Annotated in this window: 27 protein-coding genes; 14 read left to right on the top strand and 13 right to left on the bottom strand. The window is 69.9% G+C overall.

Annotated elements, in window-relative coordinates:
* The first annotated feature begins 64 nt into the window (after positions 1-64).
* The 3 genes from ACQUST_RS08215 (at position 65) to ACQUST_RS08205 (ending at position 4,462) form a co-directional block, all read left to right on the top strand.
* A complete protein-coding gene (locus tag ACQUST_RS08215; RefSeq protein ID WP_435127195.1) occupies positions 65-1,057 on the top strand; it encodes an ornithine cyclodeaminase family protein in 993 nt (330 codons plus the stop codon).
* An 84-nt stretch (positions 1,058-1,141) separates the two neighbouring features.
* The gene (leuS, locus tag ACQUST_RS08210; RefSeq protein ID WP_435127193.1) at positions 1,142-3,853 is read left to right on the top strand and encodes a leucine--tRNA ligase; all 2,712 of its coding nucleotides are present in this window, start codon (positions 1,142-1,144) and stop codon (positions 3,851-3,853) included.
* Between the two features lie 96 nt (positions 3,854-3,949).
* The gene (locus ACQUST_RS08205) at positions 3,950-4,462 is read left to right on the top strand and encodes a hypothetical protein (RefSeq protein ID WP_435127191.1); all 513 of its coding nucleotides are present in this window, start codon (positions 3,950-3,952) and stop codon (positions 4,460-4,462) included.
* 240 nt (positions 4,463-4,702) lie between these two features.
* Here ACQUST_RS08205 and ACQUST_RS08200 read toward each other — a convergent pair whose 3' ends face one another.
* The 7 genes from ACQUST_RS08200 to ACQUST_RS08170 form a co-directional block, all read right to left on the bottom strand.
* A complete protein-coding gene (locus tag ACQUST_RS08200) occupies positions 4,703-5,152 on the bottom strand; it encodes an Hsp20/alpha crystallin family protein (protein WP_435128153.1) in 450 nt (149 codons plus the stop codon).
* A 151-nt stretch (positions 5,153-5,303) separates the two neighbouring features.
* Positions 5,304-5,735, bottom strand: coding sequence for an Hsp20/alpha crystallin family protein (locus ACQUST_RS08195; RefSeq protein ID WP_435127189.1), 432 nt, complete (start codon positions 5,733-5,735; stop codon positions 5,304-5,306).
* Positions 5,736-5,938: 203 nt separating this feature from the next.
* The gene (pheA, locus tag ACQUST_RS08190; RefSeq protein WP_435127187.1) at positions 5,939-6,784 is read right to left on the bottom strand and encodes a prephenate dehydratase; all 846 of its coding nucleotides are present in this window, start codon (positions 6,782-6,784) and stop codon (positions 5,939-5,941) included.
* A gap of 51 nt (positions 6,785-6,835) precedes the next feature.
* Positions 6,836-7,471, bottom strand: a complete 636-nt coding sequence (gene hisH, locus ACQUST_RS08185; protein WP_435127185.1) for an imidazole glycerol phosphate synthase subunit HisH — start codon at positions 7,469-7,471, stop codon at positions 6,836-6,838.
* Between the two features lie 90 nt (positions 7,472-7,561).
* A complete protein-coding gene (hisE, locus tag ACQUST_RS08180; RefSeq protein WP_435127183.1) occupies positions 7,562-7,894 on the bottom strand; it encodes a phosphoribosyl-ATP diphosphatase in 333 nt (110 codons plus the stop codon).
* The gene (gene pdxT / locus ACQUST_RS08175) at positions 7,891-8,535 is read right to left on the bottom strand and encodes a pyridoxal 5'-phosphate synthase glutaminase subunit PdxT (protein ID WP_435127181.1); all 645 of its coding nucleotides are present in this window, start codon (positions 8,533-8,535) and stop codon (positions 7,891-7,893) included. Before pdxT ends, hisE begins: the two co-directional genes overlap by 4 nt.
* 72 nt (positions 8,536-8,607) lie before the next feature.
* A complete protein-coding gene (locus ACQUST_RS08170; protein ID WP_435127179.1) occupies positions 8,608-8,769 on the bottom strand; it encodes a preprotein translocase subunit Sec61beta in 162 nt (53 codons plus the stop codon).
* Positions 8,770-8,878: 109 nt separating this feature from the next.
* Here ACQUST_RS08170 and ACQUST_RS08165 point away from each other — a divergent pair, with 109 nt between their 5' ends.
* Both ACQUST_RS08165 and ACQUST_RS08160 read left to right on the top strand, forming a co-directional pair.
* The gene (locus ACQUST_RS08165) at positions 8,879-9,145 is read left to right on the top strand and encodes a thioredoxin family protein (protein ID WP_435127177.1); all 267 of its coding nucleotides are present in this window, start codon (positions 8,879-8,881) and stop codon (positions 9,143-9,145) included.
* A 128-nt stretch (positions 9,146-9,273) separates the two neighbouring features.
* Positions 9,274-9,423 (top strand): 50S ribosomal protein L40e, encoded by a 150-nt coding sequence (locus tag ACQUST_RS08160; protein WP_435127175.1) that lies wholly within the window; start codon positions 9,274-9,276, stop codon positions 9,421-9,423.
* 111 nt (positions 9,424-9,534) lie between these two features.
* On the opposite strand, the gene ACQUST_RS08155 is transcribed toward ACQUST_RS08160, so the two are convergent.
* Positions 9,535-10,161 (bottom strand): MBL fold metallo-hydrolase, encoded by a 627-nt coding sequence (locus ACQUST_RS08155; protein WP_435127173.1) that lies wholly within the window; start codon positions 10,159-10,161, stop codon positions 9,535-9,537.
* 181 nt (positions 10,162-10,342) lie between these two features.
* Between ACQUST_RS08155 and ACQUST_RS08150 the strand changes: the two genes are divergently transcribed.
* From ACQUST_RS08150 to ACQUST_RS08140, 3 genes are all read left to right on the top strand, one after another.
* Positions 10,343-10,528: a DUF5786 family protein gene (locus ACQUST_RS08150; RefSeq protein ID WP_435127171.1), complete on the top strand. Its 186-nt coding sequence runs from the start codon at positions 10,343-10,345 to the stop codon at positions 10,526-10,528.
* 12 nt (positions 10,529-10,540) lie between these two features.
* Positions 10,541-11,176, top strand: a complete 636-nt coding sequence (locus ACQUST_RS08145) for a DUF99 family protein (RefSeq protein WP_435127169.1) — start codon at positions 10,541-10,543, stop codon at positions 11,174-11,176.
* A 72-nt stretch (positions 11,177-11,248) separates the two neighbouring features.
* Positions 11,249-11,860 carry a uracil-DNA glycosylase gene (locus ACQUST_RS08140; RefSeq protein WP_435127167.1) on the top strand — a complete coding sequence of 204 codons (612 nt, stop codon included), beginning with the start codon at positions 11,249-11,251 and terminating at the stop codon, positions 11,858-11,860.
* Between the two features lie 285 nt (positions 11,861-12,145).
* On the opposite strand, the gene ACQUST_RS08135 is transcribed toward ACQUST_RS08140, so the two are convergent.
* Both ACQUST_RS08135 and ACQUST_RS08130 read right to left on the bottom strand, forming a co-directional pair.
* Positions 12,146-12,736 (bottom strand): 50S ribosomal protein L15e, encoded by a 591-nt coding sequence (locus ACQUST_RS08135; protein WP_435127165.1) that lies wholly within the window; start codon positions 12,734-12,736, stop codon positions 12,146-12,148.
* A 189-nt stretch (positions 12,737-12,925) separates the two neighbouring features.
* On the bottom strand, positions 12,926-14,107 hold the full coding sequence (locus tag ACQUST_RS08130) for a M20 family metallopeptidase (protein WP_435127163.1): 1,182 nt from the start codon (positions 14,105-14,107) through the stop codon (positions 12,926-12,928).
* Positions 14,108-14,332: 225 nt separating this feature from the next.
* Here ACQUST_RS08130 and ACQUST_RS08125 point away from each other — a divergent pair, with 225 nt between their 5' ends.
* The gene (locus ACQUST_RS08125; RefSeq protein WP_435127161.1) at positions 14,333-16,234 is read left to right on the top strand and encodes a PINc/VapC family ATPase; all 1,902 of its coding nucleotides are present in this window, start codon (positions 14,333-14,335) and stop codon (positions 16,232-16,234) included.
* A 130-nt stretch (positions 16,235-16,364) separates the two neighbouring features.
* On the opposite strand, the gene ACQUST_RS08120 is transcribed toward ACQUST_RS08125, so the two are convergent.
* Positions 16,365-16,697 (bottom strand): winged helix-turn-helix transcriptional regulator, encoded by a 333-nt coding sequence (locus tag ACQUST_RS08120; RefSeq protein ID WP_435127159.1) that lies wholly within the window; start codon positions 16,695-16,697, stop codon positions 16,365-16,367.
* A 119-nt stretch (positions 16,698-16,816) separates the two neighbouring features.
* Between ACQUST_RS08120 and ACQUST_RS08115 the strand changes: the two genes are divergently transcribed.
* The gene (locus ACQUST_RS08115; protein ID WP_435127157.1) at positions 16,817-17,131 is read left to right on the top strand and encodes a hypothetical protein; all 315 of its coding nucleotides are present in this window, start codon (positions 16,817-16,819) and stop codon (positions 17,129-17,131) included.
* Between the two features lie 2 nt (positions 17,132-17,133).
* A complete protein-coding gene (locus tag ACQUST_RS08110; protein WP_435127155.1) occupies positions 17,134-18,963 on the top strand; it encodes a ribosome biogenesis/translation initiation ATPase RLI in 1,830 nt (609 codons plus the stop codon).
* A 193-nt stretch (positions 18,964-19,156) separates the two neighbouring features.
* Here ACQUST_RS08110 and ACQUST_RS08105 read toward each other — a convergent pair whose 3' ends face one another.
* Positions 19,157-19,612 (bottom strand): ferritin-like domain-containing protein, encoded by a 456-nt coding sequence (locus ACQUST_RS08105; RefSeq protein WP_435127153.1) that lies wholly within the window; start codon positions 19,610-19,612, stop codon positions 19,157-19,159.
* Between the two features lie 156 nt (positions 19,613-19,768).
* Positions 19,769-20,290 (bottom strand): archaemetzincin family Zn-dependent metalloprotease, encoded by a 522-nt coding sequence (locus ACQUST_RS08100; RefSeq protein WP_435127151.1) that lies wholly within the window; start codon positions 20,288-20,290, stop codon positions 19,769-19,771.
* Positions 20,291-20,330: 40 nt separating this feature from the next.
* Here ACQUST_RS08100 and ACQUST_RS08095 point away from each other — a divergent pair, with 40 nt between their 5' ends.
* Genes ACQUST_RS08095 through ACQUST_RS08085 form a run of 3 tightly spaced genes read left to right on the top strand, consistent with a single transcriptional unit; the run spans position 20,331 to position 21,918 of the window.
* The gene (locus tag ACQUST_RS08095; protein ID WP_435127149.1) at positions 20,331-20,777 is read left to right on the top strand and encodes a UPF0146 family protein; all 447 of its coding nucleotides are present in this window, start codon (positions 20,331-20,333) and stop codon (positions 20,775-20,777) included.
* A 23-nt stretch (positions 20,778-20,800) separates the two neighbouring features.
* Positions 20,801-21,673, top strand: a complete 873-nt coding sequence (locus tag ACQUST_RS08090) for a TIGR01548 family HAD-type hydrolase (protein WP_435127147.1) — start codon at positions 20,801-20,803, stop codon at positions 21,671-21,673.
* Complete coding sequence (locus tag ACQUST_RS08085) at positions 21,670-21,918, top strand: DUF7534 family protein (protein WP_435127145.1); 249 nt, start codon at positions 21,670-21,672, stop codon at positions 21,916-21,918. Before ACQUST_RS08090 ends, ACQUST_RS08085 begins: the two co-directional genes overlap by 4 nt.
* Positions 21,919-21,993 lie beyond the last annotated feature (75 nt).

The following is a 21,993-nucleotide window of genomic DNA, read 5'->3' as shown; positions in this document are numbered from 1 at the left end:
GAGTCGGCGTCCGGGCCGGCCCGCTATCGGAGGGTTCTAACCGCGTCGCGCAAGAATTGCGAGCATGAAGACGCTGCTGCTCAACAGCGGGGACGTCCACGAGAACGCCGAGATGTCCGAGCTCGTGCCGGCCGTCGAGGCGGCGTTCGCGGCGTACGAACGCGGCGACGCCCAGATGCCGCCGAAGAGCTACATCGACCTGCCGCAGTACAACGGCGACTTCCGGTCGATGCCGGCGTACCTCGACGCCGGCGACTGGGACGCCGCGGGCGTGAAGTGGGTGAACGTCCACACGGACAACAAGCGCGACTTCGACCTGCCGACCGTCATGGGGACGATGATCTACTCGGAGCCGGAGAACGCGTTCCCGCTCGCCATCCTCGACGGGACGGAACTGACGATGAAGCGGACGGGCGCCGCCGCCGCCGTCGCCACCGACCACCTCGCCGTCGAGGACGCCTCCACGCTCGGCATCGTCGGCGCCGGCGTCCAGTCGTACACGCAACTGGAAGCCATCGCGACCGTCCGCGACATCGAACAGGTCGTCGTCTCCGACCTCGACGAGGAGCGCGTCGCCGACTTCATCGAGGCGTTCGAAGACCGCTTCGACGTCCGCGCCGGGAGCGTCGCGGAGGCAGCGGGCTGTGACGTCCTGTCGACGGTGACGCCAGTCGAAGACCCGGTCGTGCTCCGCGACATGGTCGGCGACCACACCCACATCAACGCGATGGGCGCCGACGCCGCCGGGAAACACGAACTCGCGAACGACGTGCTGCTCGACGCGAAAATCGTCATCGACGACCACGAGCAGACCACCCACAGCGGCGAAATCAACGTCCCGTACGCCGAGGGCGTCCTGACCGACGACGACATCCACGGCGCCATCGGCGAAATCGTGGTCGGCGACCGCGTCGGCCGCACCAGCGACGACGGCATCACCGTGTTCGACTCGACCGGCCTCGCGATTCAGGACGTCGCCGCGGCCCACGTCGTCTACGAGCACGCCGACGAGCGCGGCAACGGCTACGAGTTCGACCTGCTGGGCCTCCACGACTGAGCCGGCCGGGCCGCTCGCCGCACGCGGCGGCTCAGTCGGATGGAAAGGGATATGGGCCGAAGCGGACGACGTGTCCACAAGAGAATGTCCGAGGAGGGATACGACCACGCGGCGGTCGAGCGACGCTGGCAGGCCGCGTGGGACGACGCGGACGCGTACCGCACGCCGGACGACGTGTCGGACCCGACGTACGTCCTTGGGATGTACCCGTACCCGTCCGGCCAGCTCCACATGGGCCACGTCCGGAACTACACCATCACCGACGCGTACGCCCGGTTCCGCCGGATGGCCGGCGACGACGTGCTCCACCCGATGGGGTGGGACGCGTTCGGCCTGCCCGCCGAGAACGCCGCGAAGGAGCGCGACACGAACCCGCGCGACTGGACGCTCGACTGCATCGACACGATGCGCGGGCAGATGGAGTCGATGGGGTTCGGCTACGACTGGGACCGCGAAGTCACCACCTGCACCCCGGAGTACTACCGGTGGAACCAGTGGCTGTTCAGCCGCTTCCACGACGAGGGGCTGGTGGAGCGCGAGTCCGCCGACGTGAACTGGTGTCCCTCCTGCGAGACGGTGCTGGCGGACGAACAGGTCGAAGGCGACGACGAGCTGTGCTGGCGGTGTGACACGCCCGTCGAGGAGCGCGAACTGGAGCAGTGGTTCCTGAAGATCACGGAGTACGCCGACGAGCTGCTCGACGACATCGACGACCTGGACGGCTGGCCCGACAGCGTCCGGCAGATGCAGCGCAACTGGATCGGCCGGCAGGAGGGGTCGCACGTCGACTTCGAGGTCCACGCGGCCGACGCCTCGGGGGCGAGCGAGGAGCAGCGGAGCTACGGGTCGGTGACGGCGTTCACGACGCGGCTCGACACCATCTACGGCGCGACGTTCTTCGCGCTGGCGCCGGACCACCCCATCTCGCAGGAGCTCGCCGACGAGGACGACGCGGTGCGGGAGTTCGTCGAGGAGGAAGCGGATCCGGACGGCGACGAGCCGAACGGCGTCGAGACGGGGCTGACCGCGACGAACCCGGCGACCGGCGAGGAGGTCCCGGTGTTCGTCGCGGACTTCGTGCTGTCGGACGTCGGGACGGGCGCGCTGATGGGCGTCCCCGCACACGACACCCGCGACCACGACTTCGCCGAGAAGATGGGCGTCGACATCCGGCCGGTCGTCGCGCCGGAACCGTCCGACGGCGACGAGGAACCCGAGGCGCCGGACGTGAGCGATGCGGCGTACACGGAGGACGGCGTCCTCGTCAACAGCGGCGAGTACGACGGCCTCGACTCCGCGGCGGCCCGCGAAGCGCTGACCGCCGACATCGACTCCGCCGAGTTCCACACGCAGTACCGGCTCCGCGACTGGGGCATCTCGCGGCAGCGCTACTGGGGCACCCCGATTCCGGTGGTGCACTGTGACGACTGCGGCCCCGTGATGGTGCCCGACGAGGACCTGCCGGTGGAGCTGCCGGAGTTCATCAACACGACCGGGAACCCGCTGGACGCCGCCGAGGAGTGGAAGCAGACGACGTGCCCGGACTGCGGCGGCGACGCGGTCCGCGACACGGACACGATGGACACGTTCGTCGACTCGTCGTGGTACTTCCTGCGGTACGTCTCGCCGGACCTGGCGGACGCGCCGTTCGACGTCGAGCGCGCGAACGACTGGATGCCGGTCGACCAGTACGTCGGCGGCATCGAACACGCCGTGATGCACCTGCTGTACAGCCGGTTCATCACGAAGGTCGTCGCCGACATGGACATGCTCGAGCACCGCGAGCCGTTCACGAACCTGCTCGCGCAGGGGATGGTGCAGTTGGAGGGCGAGAAGATGTCGAAGTCGAAAGGGAACGTCGTCTCCCCCCAGCGCATCGTCGAGGAGTACGGCGCGGACACGGCGCGGCTGTTCATCATGGAGGCCGCCCAGCCGGAGCGGGCGTTCGACTGGTCCGAGGAGGGCGTCCGGTCGACGAACCGGTTCCTCGCGCGGCTGAAAGAGACCGTGGAGTCGTTCGACCCGGACGCGGCCGACGGCGACGCCGACGCGGTCGCCGACTACGTCAGCAGCGAGACGGACGCCGCGGTCGACGTCGCCACGTCGCACTACGACGACCTGACGTTCAACACGGCGCTGCGGGAGGCGCAGGGGCTGGTGAACACGCTCCGGAACTACCGCGAGTACGCCGGCGGCGAGGCGGACGGAGCCGACGGCGTCCACGCCGAAACGATGCAGCGCGGCCTGGAGACGGCCGTGAAGCTGCTGGCGCCGGTGACGCCGCATCTCTCCGAGGAGCTGTACGACGAACTCGGCGGCGACGGCCTCGTCGTCGACGCGGCGTGGCCCGAACCGCAGACCGACGTCTCCGGGGCGGACGAGCGGCGCCGCCTCGTCGAGAACACCCGCGAGGACGTCCGGCAGATCATCGACGTCGCCGGCATCGACGACCCCGAACGCATCGACGTCGTCGTCGCGCCCGAGTGGAAGCACCGCGCGCTGGAGCTCGCGATGGAGAGCGACGCCGACAACCTCATCTCCGAGCTGATGCAGGAGCCGGAAATCCGCGAACAGGGCGACGACGCCGCCTCCTACGGCCAGGACCTGCAGGCGGAACGTGAGGCGCTGCAGCCGGCGCTGCCGCCCGAACGCGAACACGAGGCGCTGGAGGAGGCCGCGTGGCTGGTCGAACGCGAGTTCGACGCGCCGGTCCGGGTGCTCCGCGCCGAGAACGCCGACGACGACGTCGCGCGAAAAGCGGAGCCGGGGCGGCCGGCCATCGACATCGAGGAGTAAGCCGGCCGCGTCCGCCGCGGACGCTCACGCGGTTCGGGCGGCGGCGCGACCGCCGGGAGCGACGCGTTTTTCGGGGTCGGCCGCGAGCCGCAGCTCATGGGCCACGCCGCGGTGCGCGTGCAGACGCGGATCCGCGAGCGACTCGCAGACGCGCGGCCCGCCGTCGACTGGCGGACCGAGTACGACGTCGGCGGAACCCCGGTCGACGTCGCCGGCGTCCACGGAGACGAGAATCGAGGTGGAGACGGGCACGAGGACGAAGGCGGGGACTCGTCGCTGGTGCTCGTCGAACTGGAGTGGCGGCGCGCCGACCCGGCGAACAACACGGTGAAACTGTTCCGGAACCTCGCCGACGGCGACCTCGGGGGCGGCGACGATGTCCGAATCGTCCAGGTGTTCACGCGGTACTACGACCTTCAGCGGGGCGGCGTGAGCACGAAGCGGCGGAACGCGACGTTCGTCGGAGACCGCGTCGCACGGACGTTCCCGGCCGTGACGTACGACGCCGTGACGCTCGACGTCGACCCGCCGAAACGCGGCGGTGCGCTCCCCGACGGGTGGCGAGCGGCGGTCGACCGCGTCGTCGACGCAATCGTGTCGTCCGAGTAGGTCACGAGGCACCGATTTAGCCGGGGGTCGCCGACTGGGTCGGAGCGCACTCCGCCAGGAATAGACGAGAGTTGGAGGAGACGGAGGAATGAGGGGGACGGAAGCGAGAGCGTGCGGTCACGTCAGGTCGGCCGAGCGATACGGATTCACCGGCACCGCACCGTGCACTGATACGGTACCGGAGACGAGGCGAGAGACGAGACGAGCGTTCTCACGCGCGCCGGGCCGGTCGCGGCCGTCTCAGTTGACGTCGATGTGGTGGGCGTCCCCGTCGACGTCGCGTTTGGGGAGCGTGACGGTCAGCACGCCGTTCGTGTACGTCGCGGTCGTCGCGTCCTCGTCGATGGGCGCCGGGAGGCGGATGCTGCGTCGGAGCGACTCGCTGCGGCGCTCGCGGCGCACGTACGCATCGCTGTCGTCCCCCTCGGACGTGCCGCTGCTGCGGTCGAGCGTCCGGTCCGCCCGGATGGTGAGGACGTCCTCGCGGACCGTCAGGTCGACGTCGGACTTGTCGAACCCGGGGAGGTCCGCGACGACGACGAGTTCGTCGTCGTAGTCGGCGACGTCCACGTCGACGTGCCCGCGGCGCATCGACTCGAAGCCGTCGCCCCAGCCCATGTCGTCGAACTGCCGGGACATGCGGTCGAGCATCCGGTTCACGTCGTCGAAGGGAGTAATGTGAGTCATCAGTATCACCGAGACCCACAGAGGCGCCCTCAGATATTAAATATAGATGAACAGTTGGTAGCCGATAGCACGCTCGATGGTATTTCAGAAGCACTACCGCGCATACTAAATAACCGACTTTCTGATAAATGGCGGTTCGCTGTCCGGGACGTCGCTACTCGACGTCGATGCTGGTTCCGCCGGCGCCGTCGCTGACTTTCGGGAGCGTGACCGTCAGCACGCCGTTTTCGAACTCCGCGGTCGCCTCCGTCTCGTTCACCTCGGCGGGAAGCCGGAGGCGGCGCGTGACGCTCTGTGTCGACCGTTCCCGGAGGTGGTAGTGCGTCTCCTCGTCGCGCTCTTCCTCGCGGCGCTGTTCGTGTTCCGCCGAGAGACTGAGTTCGCGGTCGGCGACGCTCACCTCGATGTCGTCGGCGTCGAACCCGGGGAGGTCCGCGGTGACGACGACGTCGTCGTCCGTTTCCGCGACGTCGACGTCGACGCCGGCGCCGAACTCGCCGTCGAACTGTCGACCCAGTTCCTGCAGTTCACTGTTCATCCGGTCGAACATCTCGTCGAGGTCCTCGAACGGGTTCTTCCGCGGCATATCCGGACGTCCGTCGTCGAACAGCATGAATCTTGTCGCCGGGCAGACGACTGTTTCTCCGCGGCGAACGTTCAAATAGGGAGCCGCGGCCAGACGGCGCATGTGACGAGTCGGCCGCGGCGGTCAGCGGCTGTGCGGCACAGCCGCCGCGGAGCGGAAAGAACGGGGTAGATTCTGCCGTTCGGCGTGCCGCCTGTTCGCCCTCAGTTCACGACGTGTTCGGTGTCGTACGACCCGAGTACCTTCACCCAGCCGTCGTCGGCGAGCCGTTCGACCTCGTCGACGGCCGCCTTCGTCCGGTCTTCGAACAGCCCCGCTTCGATGTCGAGGTGGAACAGGTAGTCGCCGAGGCGGTTGCCGCTCGGCCGCGACTCGATCCGGGTGAGGTTGATGTCGCGGTCGGCGAACGCCTCCAGAATCTCCAGCAGCAGCCCCGGGTAGTTCGCGCTCGGGTAGACGACGAGCGACGTCTTCCCGCCGCTTTCGGACCGCTCGTCGACCGGCGCGACGACGAGGAACCGCGTCGCGTTCGACGACTGCGCCTGGATGTCCTCGGCGATTACTTGCAGCGTCACGTCCGCTCCGGCGGGCTCGCCGTCGCCCGCGGTGACCGGTTCCGCGTTCGCCGGGTGGCCGATTCCGGCGACCGACGGGTCCTCGCGGGCGCGTTCGACGCCGCGCGCCGTCGAGGCGACCGCCTCGCGCTGCAGGTCCGGGTACTCCCGTTCGAGGAACTCGCGGCACTGCGCCAGCGCCTGCGAGTGCGACGCGACCACGGAGAAGTCCTGTGACTGCGCGAGCAGCGCGTGCCGAATCGGCGTCACGAGCTCCCGGACGACCGCGACGTCCGTGTCCGTCAGCGCGTCGAGGCTCTCGGTGACGCTCCCCTCGATGCTGTTTTCGACCGGGACGACGCCGCGGGCGAACGAGCCGTCCGCGACGGCGTCGACGATGGCCGTGACTGACTCGCGGAACTGAACGTCGTCGGCGACAGCCGTGGCTGCGCGGTGCGAATACGTTCCGGCGGGCCCGAGTGTGACGGCCTGCATGCTCCGCGGTGCGACGCCGGCGCGGTTAAGCCCTCGGGTGTAACAGGTCGTTCAGCGGTCGGCGCAGTAGTCGACGAAGTTCTGGAGGATTCGGAGCCCGGTCTCGCCGGACTTCTCGGGGTGGAACTGCGTTCCGAACACGTTCCCGTCGTCGTTGGCGACGATAGCCGGGAACCGTTCCCCGTACTCGGTGGACGCGACCACCGCGTCGTCGTCGTCCGGGACCGCGTAGTACGAGTGGACGAAGTAGGCGTACTCGCCGTCGACGCCGTCGACGAGGGGGTGCTCGCGTTCGACGTCGAGTTCGTTCCAGCCCATGTGCGGCACCTTCGGCGCGTCGGTGAACCGGACGTTCGTCCCCGGGATGAGGTCCAGGCCGTCGACGTCGCCCTGACCGGCGCGCGTCGCCTCCTCGCTGGACGTGAGAAGCATCTGCATGCCGAGACAGATGCCGAACAGCGGCCGCCCCGCCTCGGCGTGTTCGACGAGCGCGTCGCGGTACGGGCCGGCGTTCTCCATCCCTTCGCGAAACGCCCCGACGCCCGGGAGCACGACGCCGTCGGCGGCCGCGAACGCCGACGGGTCGTCGGTGATGGTCGTGTTCGCGCCTGCGCGCTCGAGCCCGCGCGTGACGCTGCGGAGGTTCCCGAGCCCGTAGTCCACGACGACGACGTCCGCCTCTGTCATACTGCACCGTAGGCCGCGGCCCGGTAAGTAGGCGTCCATTCCGGCACTACCGGCTGCTCCGAACGGGGTACACCGGCGTCGGCCCGTCGGTCAGAACCGCGACCGCAGCTCCGCCCGGAGGTCCGCGACGTCGATGTCGTTCATCGCGAGGACGACCAGCAGGTGATAGACGAGGTCGGCGGACTCCGCGGCGAGCGCGTCTGAGTCGCCGTTCTTCGCGGCGAGAATCGTCTCCGTCGCCTCTTCGCCGAGCTTCTCGAGCGCGGCGTCCTCGCCCTTCTCGTGGGTGAACAGCGACGCGGTGTACGAGTCGTCCGGGAGGTCGGCTTTCCGCTGTTCGATGGTCGCGAACAGCTCGTCGAGGACGGCGTCGTCCGGGACGAGCCGCTCCGGGTCGGTCGCGGCGGCGTCGTCGTCGGTCACGCCGACACCTCCCCGTCGACGCCGTCGACGTTGGCGTCGGTGTCAGCGTCCGCGTCGGCGTACTCCTGCCGGAAGAACGCGAGGTCGTGAATCCGGTCGTCGTCGGTGAGCTCCGGGTGGAACGACGTCGCGACAACCGGGCCCTGCCGCACCGCGACCGGGTCGTCGTCCCAGGTCGCGAGCACGTCGACGTCGGCGCCGACGTCGTCGATGACGGGCGCGCGGATGAACACCGCCGGGAACGGCTCGTCCAGCCCGTCGACGTCGAGCGGCGCCTCGAAGCTGTCCGCCTGCCGCCCGAACGCGTTCCGGTCGACGGTGACGTCGACGAGGTCGAGCGTTCTGACGCGGTCGTCTTTCGCGTCGCGGGAGGCGACGATGAGCCCGGCGCAGGTCGCAAGCACCGGATTCCCGTCACGGACGTGCGCGACGATTTCCTCGTCGATCCCCTCCTCGTGGAGCAGCCGCGAGATGGTGGTCGACTCGCCGCCCGGCAGCAGCAGCGCGTCGCAGTCCGGGACGACGCCGGAGTCGCGTATCTCGACGACGTCGGCGTCGACGCCGTGGCTCGCCGCGGCGCGTCGAATCGCGTCGGCGTGCTCGGAGACGTCGCCCTGCACGGCGATAACGCCGGCTTTCATGGTCCGGTTTGGGCGTCGCTGTCGTGAAAAGCTGTCGTTCCGCGAGAACTGCGAGCCGGCACGCCGGCCGAGTTAGATGGCGAAGTTCAGGATGAGAACGAGGATTCCGAACAGGACGCCGGCGGTGACGACGGTCTTCGGGTCGATACGGATGGCGTTCCGGTCCTCGGCGTCGAAGTAGCGGACGAGTCCCGCGCTGGACATCAGCCCGCCGCTGTTCTGGCCGCTGCTCATGTCCGTGTCGTCGTGAGTCGGCCGCCTAAGCCTTTCGCTCCGGGCAGCGGCGGCGGAGAGCGCCGAGTGAGTAACCCTTATGCGCGGGCCGCGGCTATTCGCGGTCGGAATGACCGTCCGACTCAAAGACTTCTACGCGGACTGGTGCGGCCCGTGTAAGACCCAGGACCCGATCCTCGAGGAGCTCGAAGCCGACTACCCGGACGTCAGCTTCGAGAAGGTCGACGTCGAGGAGAACCAGGACGTCGCGAACCAGTACTCCGTCCGCTCGCTCCCGACGCTCATCGTCGAGAACGACGACGGCGTCGTCGAGCGGTTCGTCGGCGTGACTCAGCGCGACGACATCGAGGACGCGCTCGCGCAGGCCAGCGCCTGAACTGACGGCCGCCGCGACACCACGGATTCTGCGGGCCGTAGAACCGTCACCTCCGGGTGAACCGTCGGTCGCGGAACCGGGACGGCGACTCGCAACCGTTAACACGGGGCCGTCCGCTGTATCCACACATGGCAAGCTTCGACGCGGCCGAACGCCGCAACCTGGAAAAGCTCATCTGCATGCGGTGTAACGCCCGCAACCCGCAGCGAGCCGACCGCTGCCGGAAGTGCGGCTACGGGAACCTCCGGCCGAAAGCGAAAGAACCGCGGACGGCATAACGCCTCCCGCTTTTTCAGTCGACGACGACCGGAGAGCGGCGGCGCCGTCTCGCGCGCCGCGAACTCAGTCCGTTCTGCATCACGGCGAGCATTCGCGCTCGACGCCGCCGGCTACTCCTCCGGGTATTTCGGTTCCCGCCGCTCGGCGCGTTCGAGCGCGCGCTCGACGACGTCGTGGACGGACTCGTCGTCGGTGGCGTGGAACGGGTCGCCGTGGCCGGCGTACATCGACGTCACCGACTCGGGGAGTCGGTCGAGCAGGGTCCGGAGGCTCTCGGTGAGCCGTTCGCGGCTCTGCCCAGGCATGTCGGTGCGGCCGAACGAGCCGTCGTCGAACGCGCCGTCGTTGTAGACGACGACGTCGCCCGAGAACAGCACGGTGTCGCCGACGAACGCGACGTGGTCCGTCGCGTGGCCCGGCGTGTACACGACCTCGAAGGTCTCGTCGCCGAGGACGACCTCGTCGCCGTCCGACAGCGCGCGGTCGCGGCGGGCGTGTTCGGCGTATGCGGCGAGCTCCGGGTCGTCGAAGGCGTCGAGCACCGCGCCGAGTTCGTCGACGTGGTCGTGGTGCTGATGGGTGAGCGCGACCCGGTCGAGCGACGACGTGTGCTCCGCCACGACATCCTCGACGCCCGGCATCGCGCCGGCGTCGACCAGCGCGGGGCTGTCGCCGTCCACGAAGTAGGCGTTGCAGGTGAACTCCTCAGCGGCCGCTGTGACCGTAACGAAGTCCATGTGCGGCGGGTCGGGCCGCGGGCGGAAAAAGCCGCCCCAGACGGCAGTCTCCGGTGGCCGCGCGGGCGCCGCCGATTCCGGCGGGGCACCGGACGCGGTCCGGGTCTACGGCTGATTCGGCGGAGGTTCCGGCGAAATTCACCCCCAGGTTTTTCAGTGGGAACCGGTAAGTATCTCGTGTATGGGCTTTGGGAGTTACGATGAATCCGAGCAGGAGAACCAAGAACTCGACTCGGACCTGGAGGACGGCGACACGCTGAACGCCGGCGAAGCCGAACACGACGGCGACGTCGAGTTCGAAATCGGAGCGTCGAACGACGAACTCCTGGACAAGCTAGAGGACATCAAGGGCGCGGACGACCGCTGACCCTGCGCTGACGTGAAACCCGGCGCACGGACGCTCGGTGTCTCCGTCTCCGCACCGAGCGGCGCCGACGAATCCGCCGAAACCGCCGACTCCGCGGACGCCGACGGCTCCGGCGCTGACGCCGCGGTCGCGGGCGCGCTCGTCCGGGCCGACCGCGTGCTCGACGGACTCTCGTTTTCTCGCTGCACCGTCGGCGGCACCGACGCCACCGCCGCAGTCGTCGACTGCTTCGAGCGGCTGGGCCGCGAAGACGTCCAGTTCGTGCTCGTCGCCGGCGTCGCGCCGGCGTGGTTCAACGTCGTCGACCTCGCCGCCGTCCACGAGGCCGTCGACCGGCCGGTGCTGTCGGTGTCGTTCGAGGCGAGCGCCGGCCTCGCGCCCGCGCTCCGCGAGCACTTCTCCGGCGACGCGCTCCGCCGCCGGCTCGGGGTGTACGAGGCGCTTCCGCCCCGCGTCCGGGTCAGCGTCGATGACGACGTCGACGGCGGCGACGAGGGCTCGGCCGCGCTGTGGGTGCGGGCCGTCGGCTGCGGCGACGACGAGGCGCGGCGGGTCGTCGCCGAACTGACGCCGGCCGGGCAGCGCCGACCCGAACCGCTCCGCGTCGCGCGACTCGCCGCCCGCGGCGGCCGGGACCTGCTCGGCTGAGCCGCGGCGACGGCGACCCGCCGGGCGGCCCGGGACGGAAAGCGGTAACTCCCCCCGGGACGCGTCCCCGGTATGAGCGATTCGCTCGACGCGGAGCTCTGCGTCGCCGACTGCAAGCGCTGCCCGGCGCTCGTCGACTCGCGGAGCCGCATCGTCAACGGCACCGGCCCGGTCGACGCCGACCTCGTGTTCGTCGGCGAAGCCCCGGGCGCGAACGAGGACGAACAGGGGGAGCCGTTCGTCGGCCGCTCCGGCACCGTCCTCGACGACGCGCTCCGCGACGCCGGCCTCGCCCGCCGCGACGTCCGCATCACGAACTGCGTCCGGTGCCGGCCGCCGGAGAACCGCGACCCGACGACCGAGGAGCTATCGAACTGCCGCGGCTACCTCGCCGAGGAGCTCCGCCGGCTCGACCCGGAGCTGGTGGTGACGCTCGGCAAAGTCCCGTCAGAGCACCTGCTCGACCGGTCGGTCGCCGTCACCTCCGAAGCCGGCGACGTCTTCGACGCCCGCGTCGGCGACACGACCCACCGGCTCCTGGTCTGCGTCCACCCGGCGGCGACGCTGTACGACCGCAGCCAGGAGGAGACGTTCCAGGAGACCATCCGGCAGGCCGCCGCGCTCGCCGGCGTCGGTCCCGCCGGCGACGGCGGCGACGGCCAGTCCCGGCTCGGCGACTACTGACCGGTTCGGCTGTTGGCGTCAGCTTCGACGACGTCGGTGGCGCGCGCCGGCGCGGCTCCGTCCGCGCCGGCCTCGCGCGAGGGGTGAGCGCGGCGGGAGCGACGCGAGCGCTGCGCGAACCGGCTGGGGAGGGTGAGGCGTTCCGACGAGCCAAGCTGCTGCGGACCGAACCGGACCGCTGCGGGGCGAAACGAGACACTGCGAGTCGAACCCGGAGACAGCCGGCGCTGACCGGCGGCGTGAAAAAACGAAAGAAACGGGGTCGCGAAGGCGGCTCCCGCGCGGCTACTTGCCGCCGCGGTCGCCGGCGGACACGGACGGCCGCGTCTTCTCGGCGCCCTTACCGCGGTTGTTGAGGCCGCGGTTGTCCGAGCCGGCGTTCGTGAGGCCGCGGAACGCGCGGCCCTTCTGGCTGTCGTCGCAGATCCAGTTCAGCTCGTCGTCGCTCTGAATCGCGGGGTGCTCGGGGTCGATGAGCACCACTTCGAACCACTTCTGCGAGCCGTCCTGCCCGACCGGGTAGGAGGCGAGCACGCGGAGGTTCGGGTACTTCCGCGAGACGCGCTCCTCGCCGATGCGCTGGATGGACTTCCGGCGGCCGAGCCGGTTCACGCCCTGGCGCTTCGACCGGCGACCGGCCTTGAAGCGCTGCTTGCGCGCCCCGCCCTTCCGGACGGACACGCGCGTCATAACGACGCCCTGCTTGGCCTTGTAGCCGAGTTCGCGCGCCTTGTCCAGCCGCGTCGGCCGGTCGATGCGGACGATGGCGCCCTCGTCGCGCCACTCCTGTTTTCGCTGCCACTGCAGCTCGGCGAGCTTCCCGTCGTCCGGGTTCCGCCAAGCCTCCTTGATGTGGGAGTAGAAGCTTCGTGCCATTGGTTGTCTCCGCGGGCGCTTGCGATTCAGCCGCGCCGGGAACCCCGGCCGGCCACATTTCGTCCCGGACGAACCGGGTGCCCACTGGCGGCCCACGTACCAGCGAGTTGTCGACCGTACCGGCGGCGCGCTGTTAAGCACTTCGAAGCGACGCCGACGCGGCGGCTACGGCGCTGACCGCTGGGCGGCTCAGTCGAGGAACGCCGTGGCGGTCTCGGCGACCCCGCGGTAGATGCGGTAACAGCGCGCCAGCACGTCGATGCTGACGCTCTCGGTGTCGGTGTGTGCCTCGCCGGGCTCGGAGGCGCCGCAGACGACGCAGGTCGTCCCGGCGTCCGCGAGCCAGCCGGCGTCGGTGGCGTGCGGCTTCACGACGTGCGCCGGGTCGCCGGCCTGAGCGTCGCGGGCCGCGGCGAGCACCGCCTCCGCGAACTCGTCGTCGTCGCACGCCATCGGCGGCAGGTCCTGGTCGACGCGCCACTCCACGCCGTCGACGTCCTCGACGCGGCCGAGGTCCGCGCGCTCGCCGGGAACGGTGCGCTCGTCCACCGTCACCTCGCACTCGTCGGGGACGACGTTCCACGCCGATCCGCCGTCGATTTCGGTGACCGCGACGCTGCCGCGCAGCGACTCGCCGAACACGTCCGTCGCCGGGAACGCGAGGTCGCGGACGACGTCGACGGCGTCGCAGGCGCGGTACACGGCGTTGACGCCGTTCTCCGGCTCGCTGGCGTGCGCGTTCGCCCCGGAAGCGACGAGCGTCGACGCCCGCCGCCCCTTGTGGGCGACGACGACGTCGGTGACGCCGTCCGCCGAGTAGTTCGTCGACCCCTCGCCGACGACCGCGAACTCGGGCGCGAAGCTGTCCTCGATGGCGCCGCGGGCGCCGACGCCGCCGACCTCCTCGCCGACGAACGACGCGAACACCAGTTCGACCGCCGGGTCGCCGGCGCCGCCCGGAAGGTCGGCGTCGCGGAACGCCAGCATCGACGCGGCGACGGCGCCTTTCATGTCCGCGGTGCCGCGGCCGTACAGCCGGCCGTCGCGCTCCTCGACGACGTACTCGCCGTCGTCGGTGACCTGCGGGTCGCCCGGCGGGACGACGTCGTGGTGCCCGACGAGCGCCACCGACTGCGCGTCCGGGTCGCCGCGCCGCGCGACGACGTTGCCGTGGCGGTCGCGGGTCACGTCGGCGTCGGTGTGCTCGCGGAGCCACGACTCGATTTCGTCGCCGGCGGCGGCCTCGTCTTCGTGGCTCGGCGTCTCCACGAGGCGACGGGTGAGCGCCGTCACCTCGTCCCGCCGGTCCGCGTCGGCGTCCGCGTCCTCGACGTCGGCAGCGTCGGCAGCGTCGTCCGCAGCGTCTGTCATGCGTGAACGGCGGGCCGCCGGCGGCTTAACTTCGGCTGTCGGCGGCGACACCGACCGCGTCGACGCCCGCGGAGTGTCGACAGCCGGCGCGGCCGGTGCGGCCCGCGCGGCTGACGCAGTCGACGCGGCCGACGTGACTGCCGCGGCCGCCGAGCCCGGTTTCGTCTCACGGTTTTCGCGGCCGGACGGAAGTACCCTTAAACGGCTCCGCCCCCGACTGGGTGTATGAACGTCGTACCGGACACGAGCGCGGTCATCGACGGCCGCGTCTCCGACCGGATCGAAGCGGGTACCTACGAGGACGCGACGGTGTACGTCCCGGAGGCGGTCGTGAGCGAACTGGAAGCACAGGCGAACGCGGGCAGAGACACCGGCTGGGACGGCCTCGCAGAACTGCAGCGAATCGCGGAGTACGACGCCGAAGGGGTCGTCACGGCCGAGTTCGTCGGCCGACGGCCGAGCGTCGCAGAGCAGGAGGGCGCCGGCGAGGGCGACATCGACGCGCTCATCCGCGACCTCGCCGCCGAGCGCGACGCGACGCTTCTCACCTCCGACTTCGTGCAGGCTGAGACGTCGAAAGCGAAGGGGCTCGCCGTCGAGTACGTCGAACCGGTCGCCCGCGGCGACACCGACGAGGGGCTCGCCATCGAGGAGTTCTTCACCGAGGACACGATGTCCGTCCACCTGAAAACCGGGACGCGCCCGAAGGCGAAACGCGGCGACATCGGCGAGATGCGGTACGAAGCCATCGCCGACGAGGTGTCCGACGAGGCGCAGATGGCGGAGTGGGCCGACGGCATCGAGGCGACCGCGCGGTCGTCCTCGCAAGGGTTCATCGAGCTGTCCGAGCCCGGGATGACCATCGTCCAGTACCGGAACTACCGCATCGCCGTGGCGCGGCCGCCGTTCGCGGACGCCATCGAAATCACGGCGGTCCGGCCGGTCGTCAAGACGACGCTCGACGACTACGACTTCGCCGACGAGCTCCGCGAGCGCTTCCTCGAACGCCAGCGCGGCGTCCTCATCTCGGGGGCGCCCGGCGCCGGGAAGTCGACGTTCGCGCAGGCCGTCGCCGAGTTCCTCAACGAGAACGACTACGCCGTCAAGACGATGGAGAAGCCGCGCGACCTCCAGGTCTCCGACGACATCACGCAGTACACGGCGCTCGGCGGCGACATGGCGAACACCGCCGACTCGCTGCTGCTCGTCCGCCCCGACTACACGGTGTACGACGAGGTGCGGAAGACCCACGACTTCGAGGTGTTCGCGGACATGCGGCTCGCCGGCGTCGGCATGGTCGGCGTCACCCACGCCACCCGCGCCATCGACGCGCTCCAGCGGCTCGTCGGCCGCGTCGAACTCGGCATGATCCCGCAGGTCGTCGACACCGTCGTGTTCATCGAGGCCGGCGAAGTCGACACGGTGTACGACGTGACGACGCAGGTGAAGGTGCCGGAGGGGCTGACCGCGGAGGACCTCTCCCGGCCAGTCATCCAGGTCGTCGACTTCGAGACCGGGACGCCGGAGTTCGAAATCTACACCTTCAACAACCAGGTCGTCACGGTGCCGCTCGGCGACGAGACGGAGGCGTCCGAGTCGGGCGTCGGCCGCCTCGCGAAAAAGGAGATCGAGCGCGAAATCCAGTCGGTCGCCCGCGGCCACGTCGACGTCGAACTGCAGGGCCAGAACGACGCCGTCGTCTACGTCGAAGAGGACGACATCAGCTACGTCATCGGGAAGGGCGGCGGCCGCATCACCGACATCGAAAACCGGCTCGGCATCGACATCGACGTCCGCACCCACGCCGAGAAGCCGTCAGGCTTCGACGGCGGCGCGGGCGGCGGAGGCGGCGCGAGCGGGGCGGGCGGCTCCGCCGGCGGCGAGCCGGCGGCGACGCCGAAGCCGCAGGGCACGACGGTGCAGCCCGAAATCACGAACCGGCACGTCGTCATCCGGATGGACGAACACGTCGGCGAGACCGTCGAGGTGCGCGCCGACGGCGAGTACCTGTTCACGGCGACGGTCGGCCGCGGCGGCGACATCCAGGTGTCCCGCGGCTCCGCCATCGCCGAGGAGCTCGAAGACGCCATCGACCGGAAGCAGTCGATCACCGTCGTCCCGGCGTAAGCCGACCACCACGCGGCCCACGGCCGCGGCGGACAGCACCGTTCCCCAGCGGAAATCGCTCGCGGAAATCGCTCCGGTGAGCGCCGCCGCTCGGTGTGAGGAGAGCCGAGAGAAGTGAAGTGCGCCGCCGTTACTCCGCGCAGCAGGCGCCGGTGCCGTCGTCGGAACTCTTCGAGTTCCCGGTCGGCGCGGAGCCGCTGCCGCCGTCGGCCTCGGCCTGCTGTTGCTGTTGGGCGCCGTTCAGCTGGTAGAGGTTCTGCCGGGCGTCGGCGAAGTAGACGTCTTCGTCGACGATTCCGATGTTCTCCAGCCGTTCGAGGGCGTACCGCACTGTCCGAGCGGAGAGCATCGACTCCTCGACGATGCCCTTCTGGGTCAGCGGGCCGTTGTACTCCAGCACCTTGAACACGAGTTTGGCGCTGGGGGGCAGCTCGTCGAGGCTCTCCTCGTCGGTTTCGGCCATCGTTACGAAACGAAACAGGGTGAACGGCTTAAAGCTTGACGGATTTCCCACCCCGGACGCGCTCCGCGGGGGAGCACCCAAGCGAACCCCTTTTGTCCGCGGCTCTCGGACCGGTTCGTATGGCTACGGAAACCGCTTCGGGGCTCTCGGACCACGCGCGCGGGGTGACGGTGACCACCGTCGCGTGCCTCGCCGGGATCGCCGCGGCGCTCGTCTCCGCGACCGTGTTCGGCATCGGCGCGGACGCCGCGGCGAACCGGCTCAACCTCGGGGTGCTCGCCGGGGCGCTGCTCGTCGAGCTCCCCGTCCTGAAGCTCATCGGCGTCGACGTCGAAGAGTTCGGCATGAAGGACAACCTCTACGTCGCCTTCATGACGTTCGCGCTCTGGTTCATCTCGTACGCAGTGCTGCTGTCCTCCTCGCTCAACGCGTAACCATGGCGGACGACAGCATCGCGGTCGTCGACCTCGACAGGTGTCAGCCCGACCGGTGTAACTACGAGTGTGCGAACTTCTGCCCGCCGAACCGCACCGGGAAGGACTGCATCGTCGAACGCGGCGACTTCTACGGCGACGACGAACCGTACGACGGCGCCCCCGACCAGATTCGCATCTCCGAGGACATCTGCCTCGGCGAGTCCTGCGGCATCTGCGTCGAGAAGTGTCCGTTCGACGCCATCGAAATCATCAATCTGCCGTCCGAACTGGAGGACGAACCGGTCCACCGCTACGGCGAGAACGCGTTCGCGCTGTACGGCCTGCCGGTGCCGGAGACCGGGCAGGTGACCGGCATCCTCGGGCCGAACGGCATCGGGAAGTCCACGGCCGTCAAGATGCTCTCCGGGGAGCTGACCCCGAACCTCGGCCGGCACGACGACGAGCCAGACTGGGACGCCGTCCTCGACCGGTTCCGCGGCACCGAACTGCAGAACTACATCGAGCGCGTCATCGACGGCGACGTCGAGGTCGCGCGGAAGCCGCAGTACGTCGACCAGATTCCGAAGCAGTTCGACGGCAACACCCGCGACCTGCTGGAGCGGACGGACGAGCGCGGCGCGCTCGACTCGCTCGTCGAACGGCTGAACATCGGTCCGGTGATGGACCAGGACATCGACTCCATCTCCGGCGGCGAACTCCAGCGCGTCGCGCTCGCCGCGACGCTCGCCCGCGACGTCGACTTCTACTTCCTCGACGAAATCACGCCGTACCTCGACATCGGTCAGCGCATGACCGCGGCGCGGCTCATCCGCGAACTCGCGGAGGACGGCGACCGGTCGATGATGGTGGTCGAACACGACCTCGCCATCCTCGACCTGCTCGCGGACACGCTCCACGTCACGTACGGCGAACCCGGCGCGTACGGCGTCGTCACGGACCCGAAGTCGGTCCGGAACGGCATCAACGAGTACCTGAAAGGCTACCTCGACAACGAGAACATGCGGATTCGGCCGAACGCCATCACGTTCGAGGAGCACGCGCCGCGGGAGTCCGTGAAAGGCCAGACGCTGTTCGAGTACCCGGACATCCACAAGTCGTACGGCGACGGCGAGTTCAGCCTCGACGTCGACGGCGGCACCGTCTACGAGTCGGAGGTGCTCGGCATCGTCGGCCCGAACGGCATCGGGAAGTCGACGATGGCGAAGCTGTTCGCCGGGCAGCTCGAACCGGACGAGGGCGAACTCGACGTCGACCTCGACATCGCGTACAAGCCGCAGTACATCGAGATCGACCAGCCGATTCGGGTCGACGCGTTCCTCTCCTCTATCACCGACGAGTTCGGGTCGTCGTACTGGGACACCGAGGTCGCGCGGCCGCTCCAGCTCAACCCCATCATGGAGCAGAACCTCACCGACCTCTCCGGCGGCGAACGCCAGCGCGTCGCCATCGCGGCGTGCCTGTCGAAGGACGCCGACCTGTACCTGCTCGACGAGCCGTCCGCGCACCTGGACGTCGAACAGCGCGTCCAGGCGACGACCGCGATTCGGCGGTACGCCGAGAACCACGACGCGACCGTCATGGTCATCGACCACGACATCTACATGATCGACCTGCTCGCCGACCGGCTGATGGTGTTCGACGGCGAGCCCGCAGTCCACGGGCACGCGTCGCCGCCCCAGCCGATGCGCGACGGCATGAACGAGTTCCTCGCGGACCTCGACATCACGTTCCGCCGCGACGAGCGCACCGGCCGGCCGCGCATCAACAAGCCCGGCTCGCAGCTCGACCGCCAGCAGAAACGCGAAGGCGAGTACTACTACTCCGCGTAGCCCGACTCGCCGCGTCTCACTCCTCGGACCTGCTTCGCCTCGTCTCGCTGCCCCGTCATGATTCACCGCGCCCGGTACCGTCGGGCTGCCGGCGCCACCGCTCCGAGAATCCCGAGACGGACGGCGAGCAGTTCTTCGAGAACGGTCCCGCGGCGTCGACGCCGCCGTCGGCCGCAGTCTCAGAGCGGCGGCGTCAGTCGCTCCGGTACTCCTTCTTGAAGCCCTTGAACTCGGTTCGGTGGGCCTCTTCGTCGCTGAGGATGGTGACGGCGAGGTCTTCGGTGACGGGGTCGTCGGCTTCTTCGGCGGCGTCGATGATGGCGCGGTACGTCGAAATCGCGTCCTCTTCGGCGTCGAGGACGCCTTCGATGACCGAGAGGACGTCGGTGGAGTCGGCCGGCGGCTGAAGCGAGTCCTGGGTCGCGGTGAACTCCGCGGAGCTCGGCGGCCGCGCGTCGAGCTGTTTGAGCCGCTGTCCGAGCTGCTCGGCGTGCCCGAGCTCCTCTTGAATGTCGGCCTGAAGGCTCTCTTTGATCTCCTCGGCGCGGACGCCGTCGAGGATGATGGCGTTCGTCTGGTAGTTCATCACCGTCTCCATCTCGTCGGCGTACGCCGTCCGCAGTAGGTCGATGACCGTGTCGCTTGACATCGACAGTACGTCTCGGCTCGCGCGATAAATAGGTACTCGCCGGTTCCCGCGGCCGACGAACCCGGAGAAACGAACCGTCAGACGGTGCCGCGGAACGAGCGGGGAGAGGAGCCGGAAAGGCGGACTGCGGCGGGGAGCGTCGGGGCTGTCGGCGGGTCAGCGGAACTCGCGGGAGCAGGTGCCACAGAGGTGCTCCTCTTTGACGTCGACTTCGCGGACCGTCGGGGAGAAGCTCATGACGCACTTGTTGTTGTCGCAGTGTTCGAGTCCGAGGGTGTGGCCGATTTCGTGGACGATTTCCTTGCGGACGCGGTCGGAGAACACTTCGGTGGACGGCTTCGTGGAGACGCCGCCGTCGGAGGAGGTCTGCAGGCGGTACGTGGAGATGACGGAGCCGTTGCCGTTGAGGTACGCGAGGCCGAACACGTAGTTCCGGCGGCGGTAGTAGAGGTCCTGCGGCGTGATGCCGATGTTCTTCTCGCCGGTGCCCTCCCGCGAGACCAGTTCGATGAACTGCTCGGCGCGGTATTGGTTTCGGCTCCGGTCGTACGCGCCGTCGGGGATGCTCTGCTCGTCGTGTACGGTCACCTCGCAGTCGTACACGGAGCGGAGTGCCGCAGACGCCTCCCGCTTCACTCGGGCGGAGACGTCCCCGACAGGCACGATGTCGACGAGCATGAGACGACTTATGGGAGGGGCCGCAATAAGTTTCCCGCCCGTGTCCGACGCGAGTCGCCCTGCCGTCGTGGAGTTCCTGGCGCGCTACCGGTCGGTCTGTGAGGTCGGCGTCGGCCGCCGGCCGGGCGTCGCGGCCGCGCTCGCGGACCGCGGCGTCGACGCGCGCGCGACCGACGTTGCGCCGCGGGACGTCCCCGACTCGGTCCGGTTCGTCGTCGACGACGTCGTCGACGCGGCGGCGCGGGACGACCCCGGCGACGTCTACCGGGTCGACGCCGTCTACGCGCTGAACTGTCCGCCGGAGCTCCACCGGCCGCTGCTCGCCGTCGCCCGCGCGGTCGACGCCGCCTGCCTGTTCACGACGCTCGGCGGCGACCCGGCGGCGGTGCCGGCGACGCCCGTGACGGTCCCCGGCGACACCGTCCACGTCGCCCGCGACCCGGACGGCCGCGCCGCCGGGGGCGCTGACGAGTCGGAACGCCCATAGCCCGGCGGCGCCCCTGTCCCGGTATGCGAGTGGACGCGGTCGTGCTGGACGTCGACGGCGTGCTCGTCGACGTCGCGGAGTCGTATCGTCGCGCCGTCGTCGAGTCCGTCGACCGGGTGTACGGGGAGACGGTGCCGCGGGACGCGCTCCAGCCGTTCAAGGACGCCGGCGGCTTCAACAACGACTGGGAGCTCACCGACGCCGTCGCGCTGTACGTGCTCGCCCGGCGCCGCGGCCTCGACGCCGACGTCGACGAGTTCACGGACGCGGTCGCCGCGAACGGAACCGGGCTGGCCGGCGCCCGCGCCGCCATCCGCGACGCCCTCGGCGACGACGCGGCCAACGAAGTCGAATCGGAGTGGCAGCCGAACCGCCTCCGCGACGTGTTTCAGGCGCTGTACCTCGGCGCCGACCGCTACCGCGAACTCGAAGGCGGCGACCCGCCGTTCGACGCGCCCGGCTTCATCAACGACGAGCCGGTGCTTGCCGACCCGGCGGCGCTCGACGACCTGACGGAGCGCTTCCCGGTGTGCGTGCTCACCGGCCGACCGGCCGCGGAGGCCGACATCGCGCTCGACCGCGTCGGCCTCGACGTCCCCGACGACCGCCGGTTCACGATGGACGACTGGGACGAGGGGAAGCCGCACCCGCGGGCGCTGACGACGCTCGCCGAGCGCGTCGGCGCCGAACGGGTCGCGTTCGCCGGCGACACCCTCGACGACGTCCGGACCGCGGTGAACGCCGACGCCGCCGACCCCGAGCGCATCTACTACGGCGTCGGCGTCCTCACCGGCGGCCTCCGCGGACGCGAGGGCCGCGACAAGTACGCCGCGGCCGGCGCGAGCGCCGTCGTCGACGACGTGAACGACCTCCCCGACCTGCTGGAGCGGCCGTGACGGACGAGTCGCGGTCGCCCGAGGCGCCCGAACCCTCCGAGTCGTCGCCCGGCGCGTCGCAGTCGCGGTCGCGGTACGGTCGCCTGCTGCGGTTCGTGACGTTCGTCGCGCTGCTCGACGTGCTGGCGCTGCTCGTCGGCGCCCGGTTCGCGCCGCCGGACGCCGTGACGCAGCTGCTCGCCGTCGGCCCGATGCTGGTAGTCGCGCCGATTCTCGCCTACTGGCTCGTCTACCGCCGCGGCTGACGCCGACGACGCAGCGACGCCACCGCCGCCACCGCGGCCGGCGGCGACGACGCCACCGCCGACGGCGGCGTCACC

The organism is Halobaculum sp. D14, assembly GCF_051195135.1.
Classification (GTDB): Archaea; Halobacteriota; Halobacteria; order Halobacteriales; family Haloferacaceae; genus JBNTKA01.
Note: the sequence above shows the minus strand (reverse complement) of the source record. Positions and strands in the feature narration are given on the sequence as shown.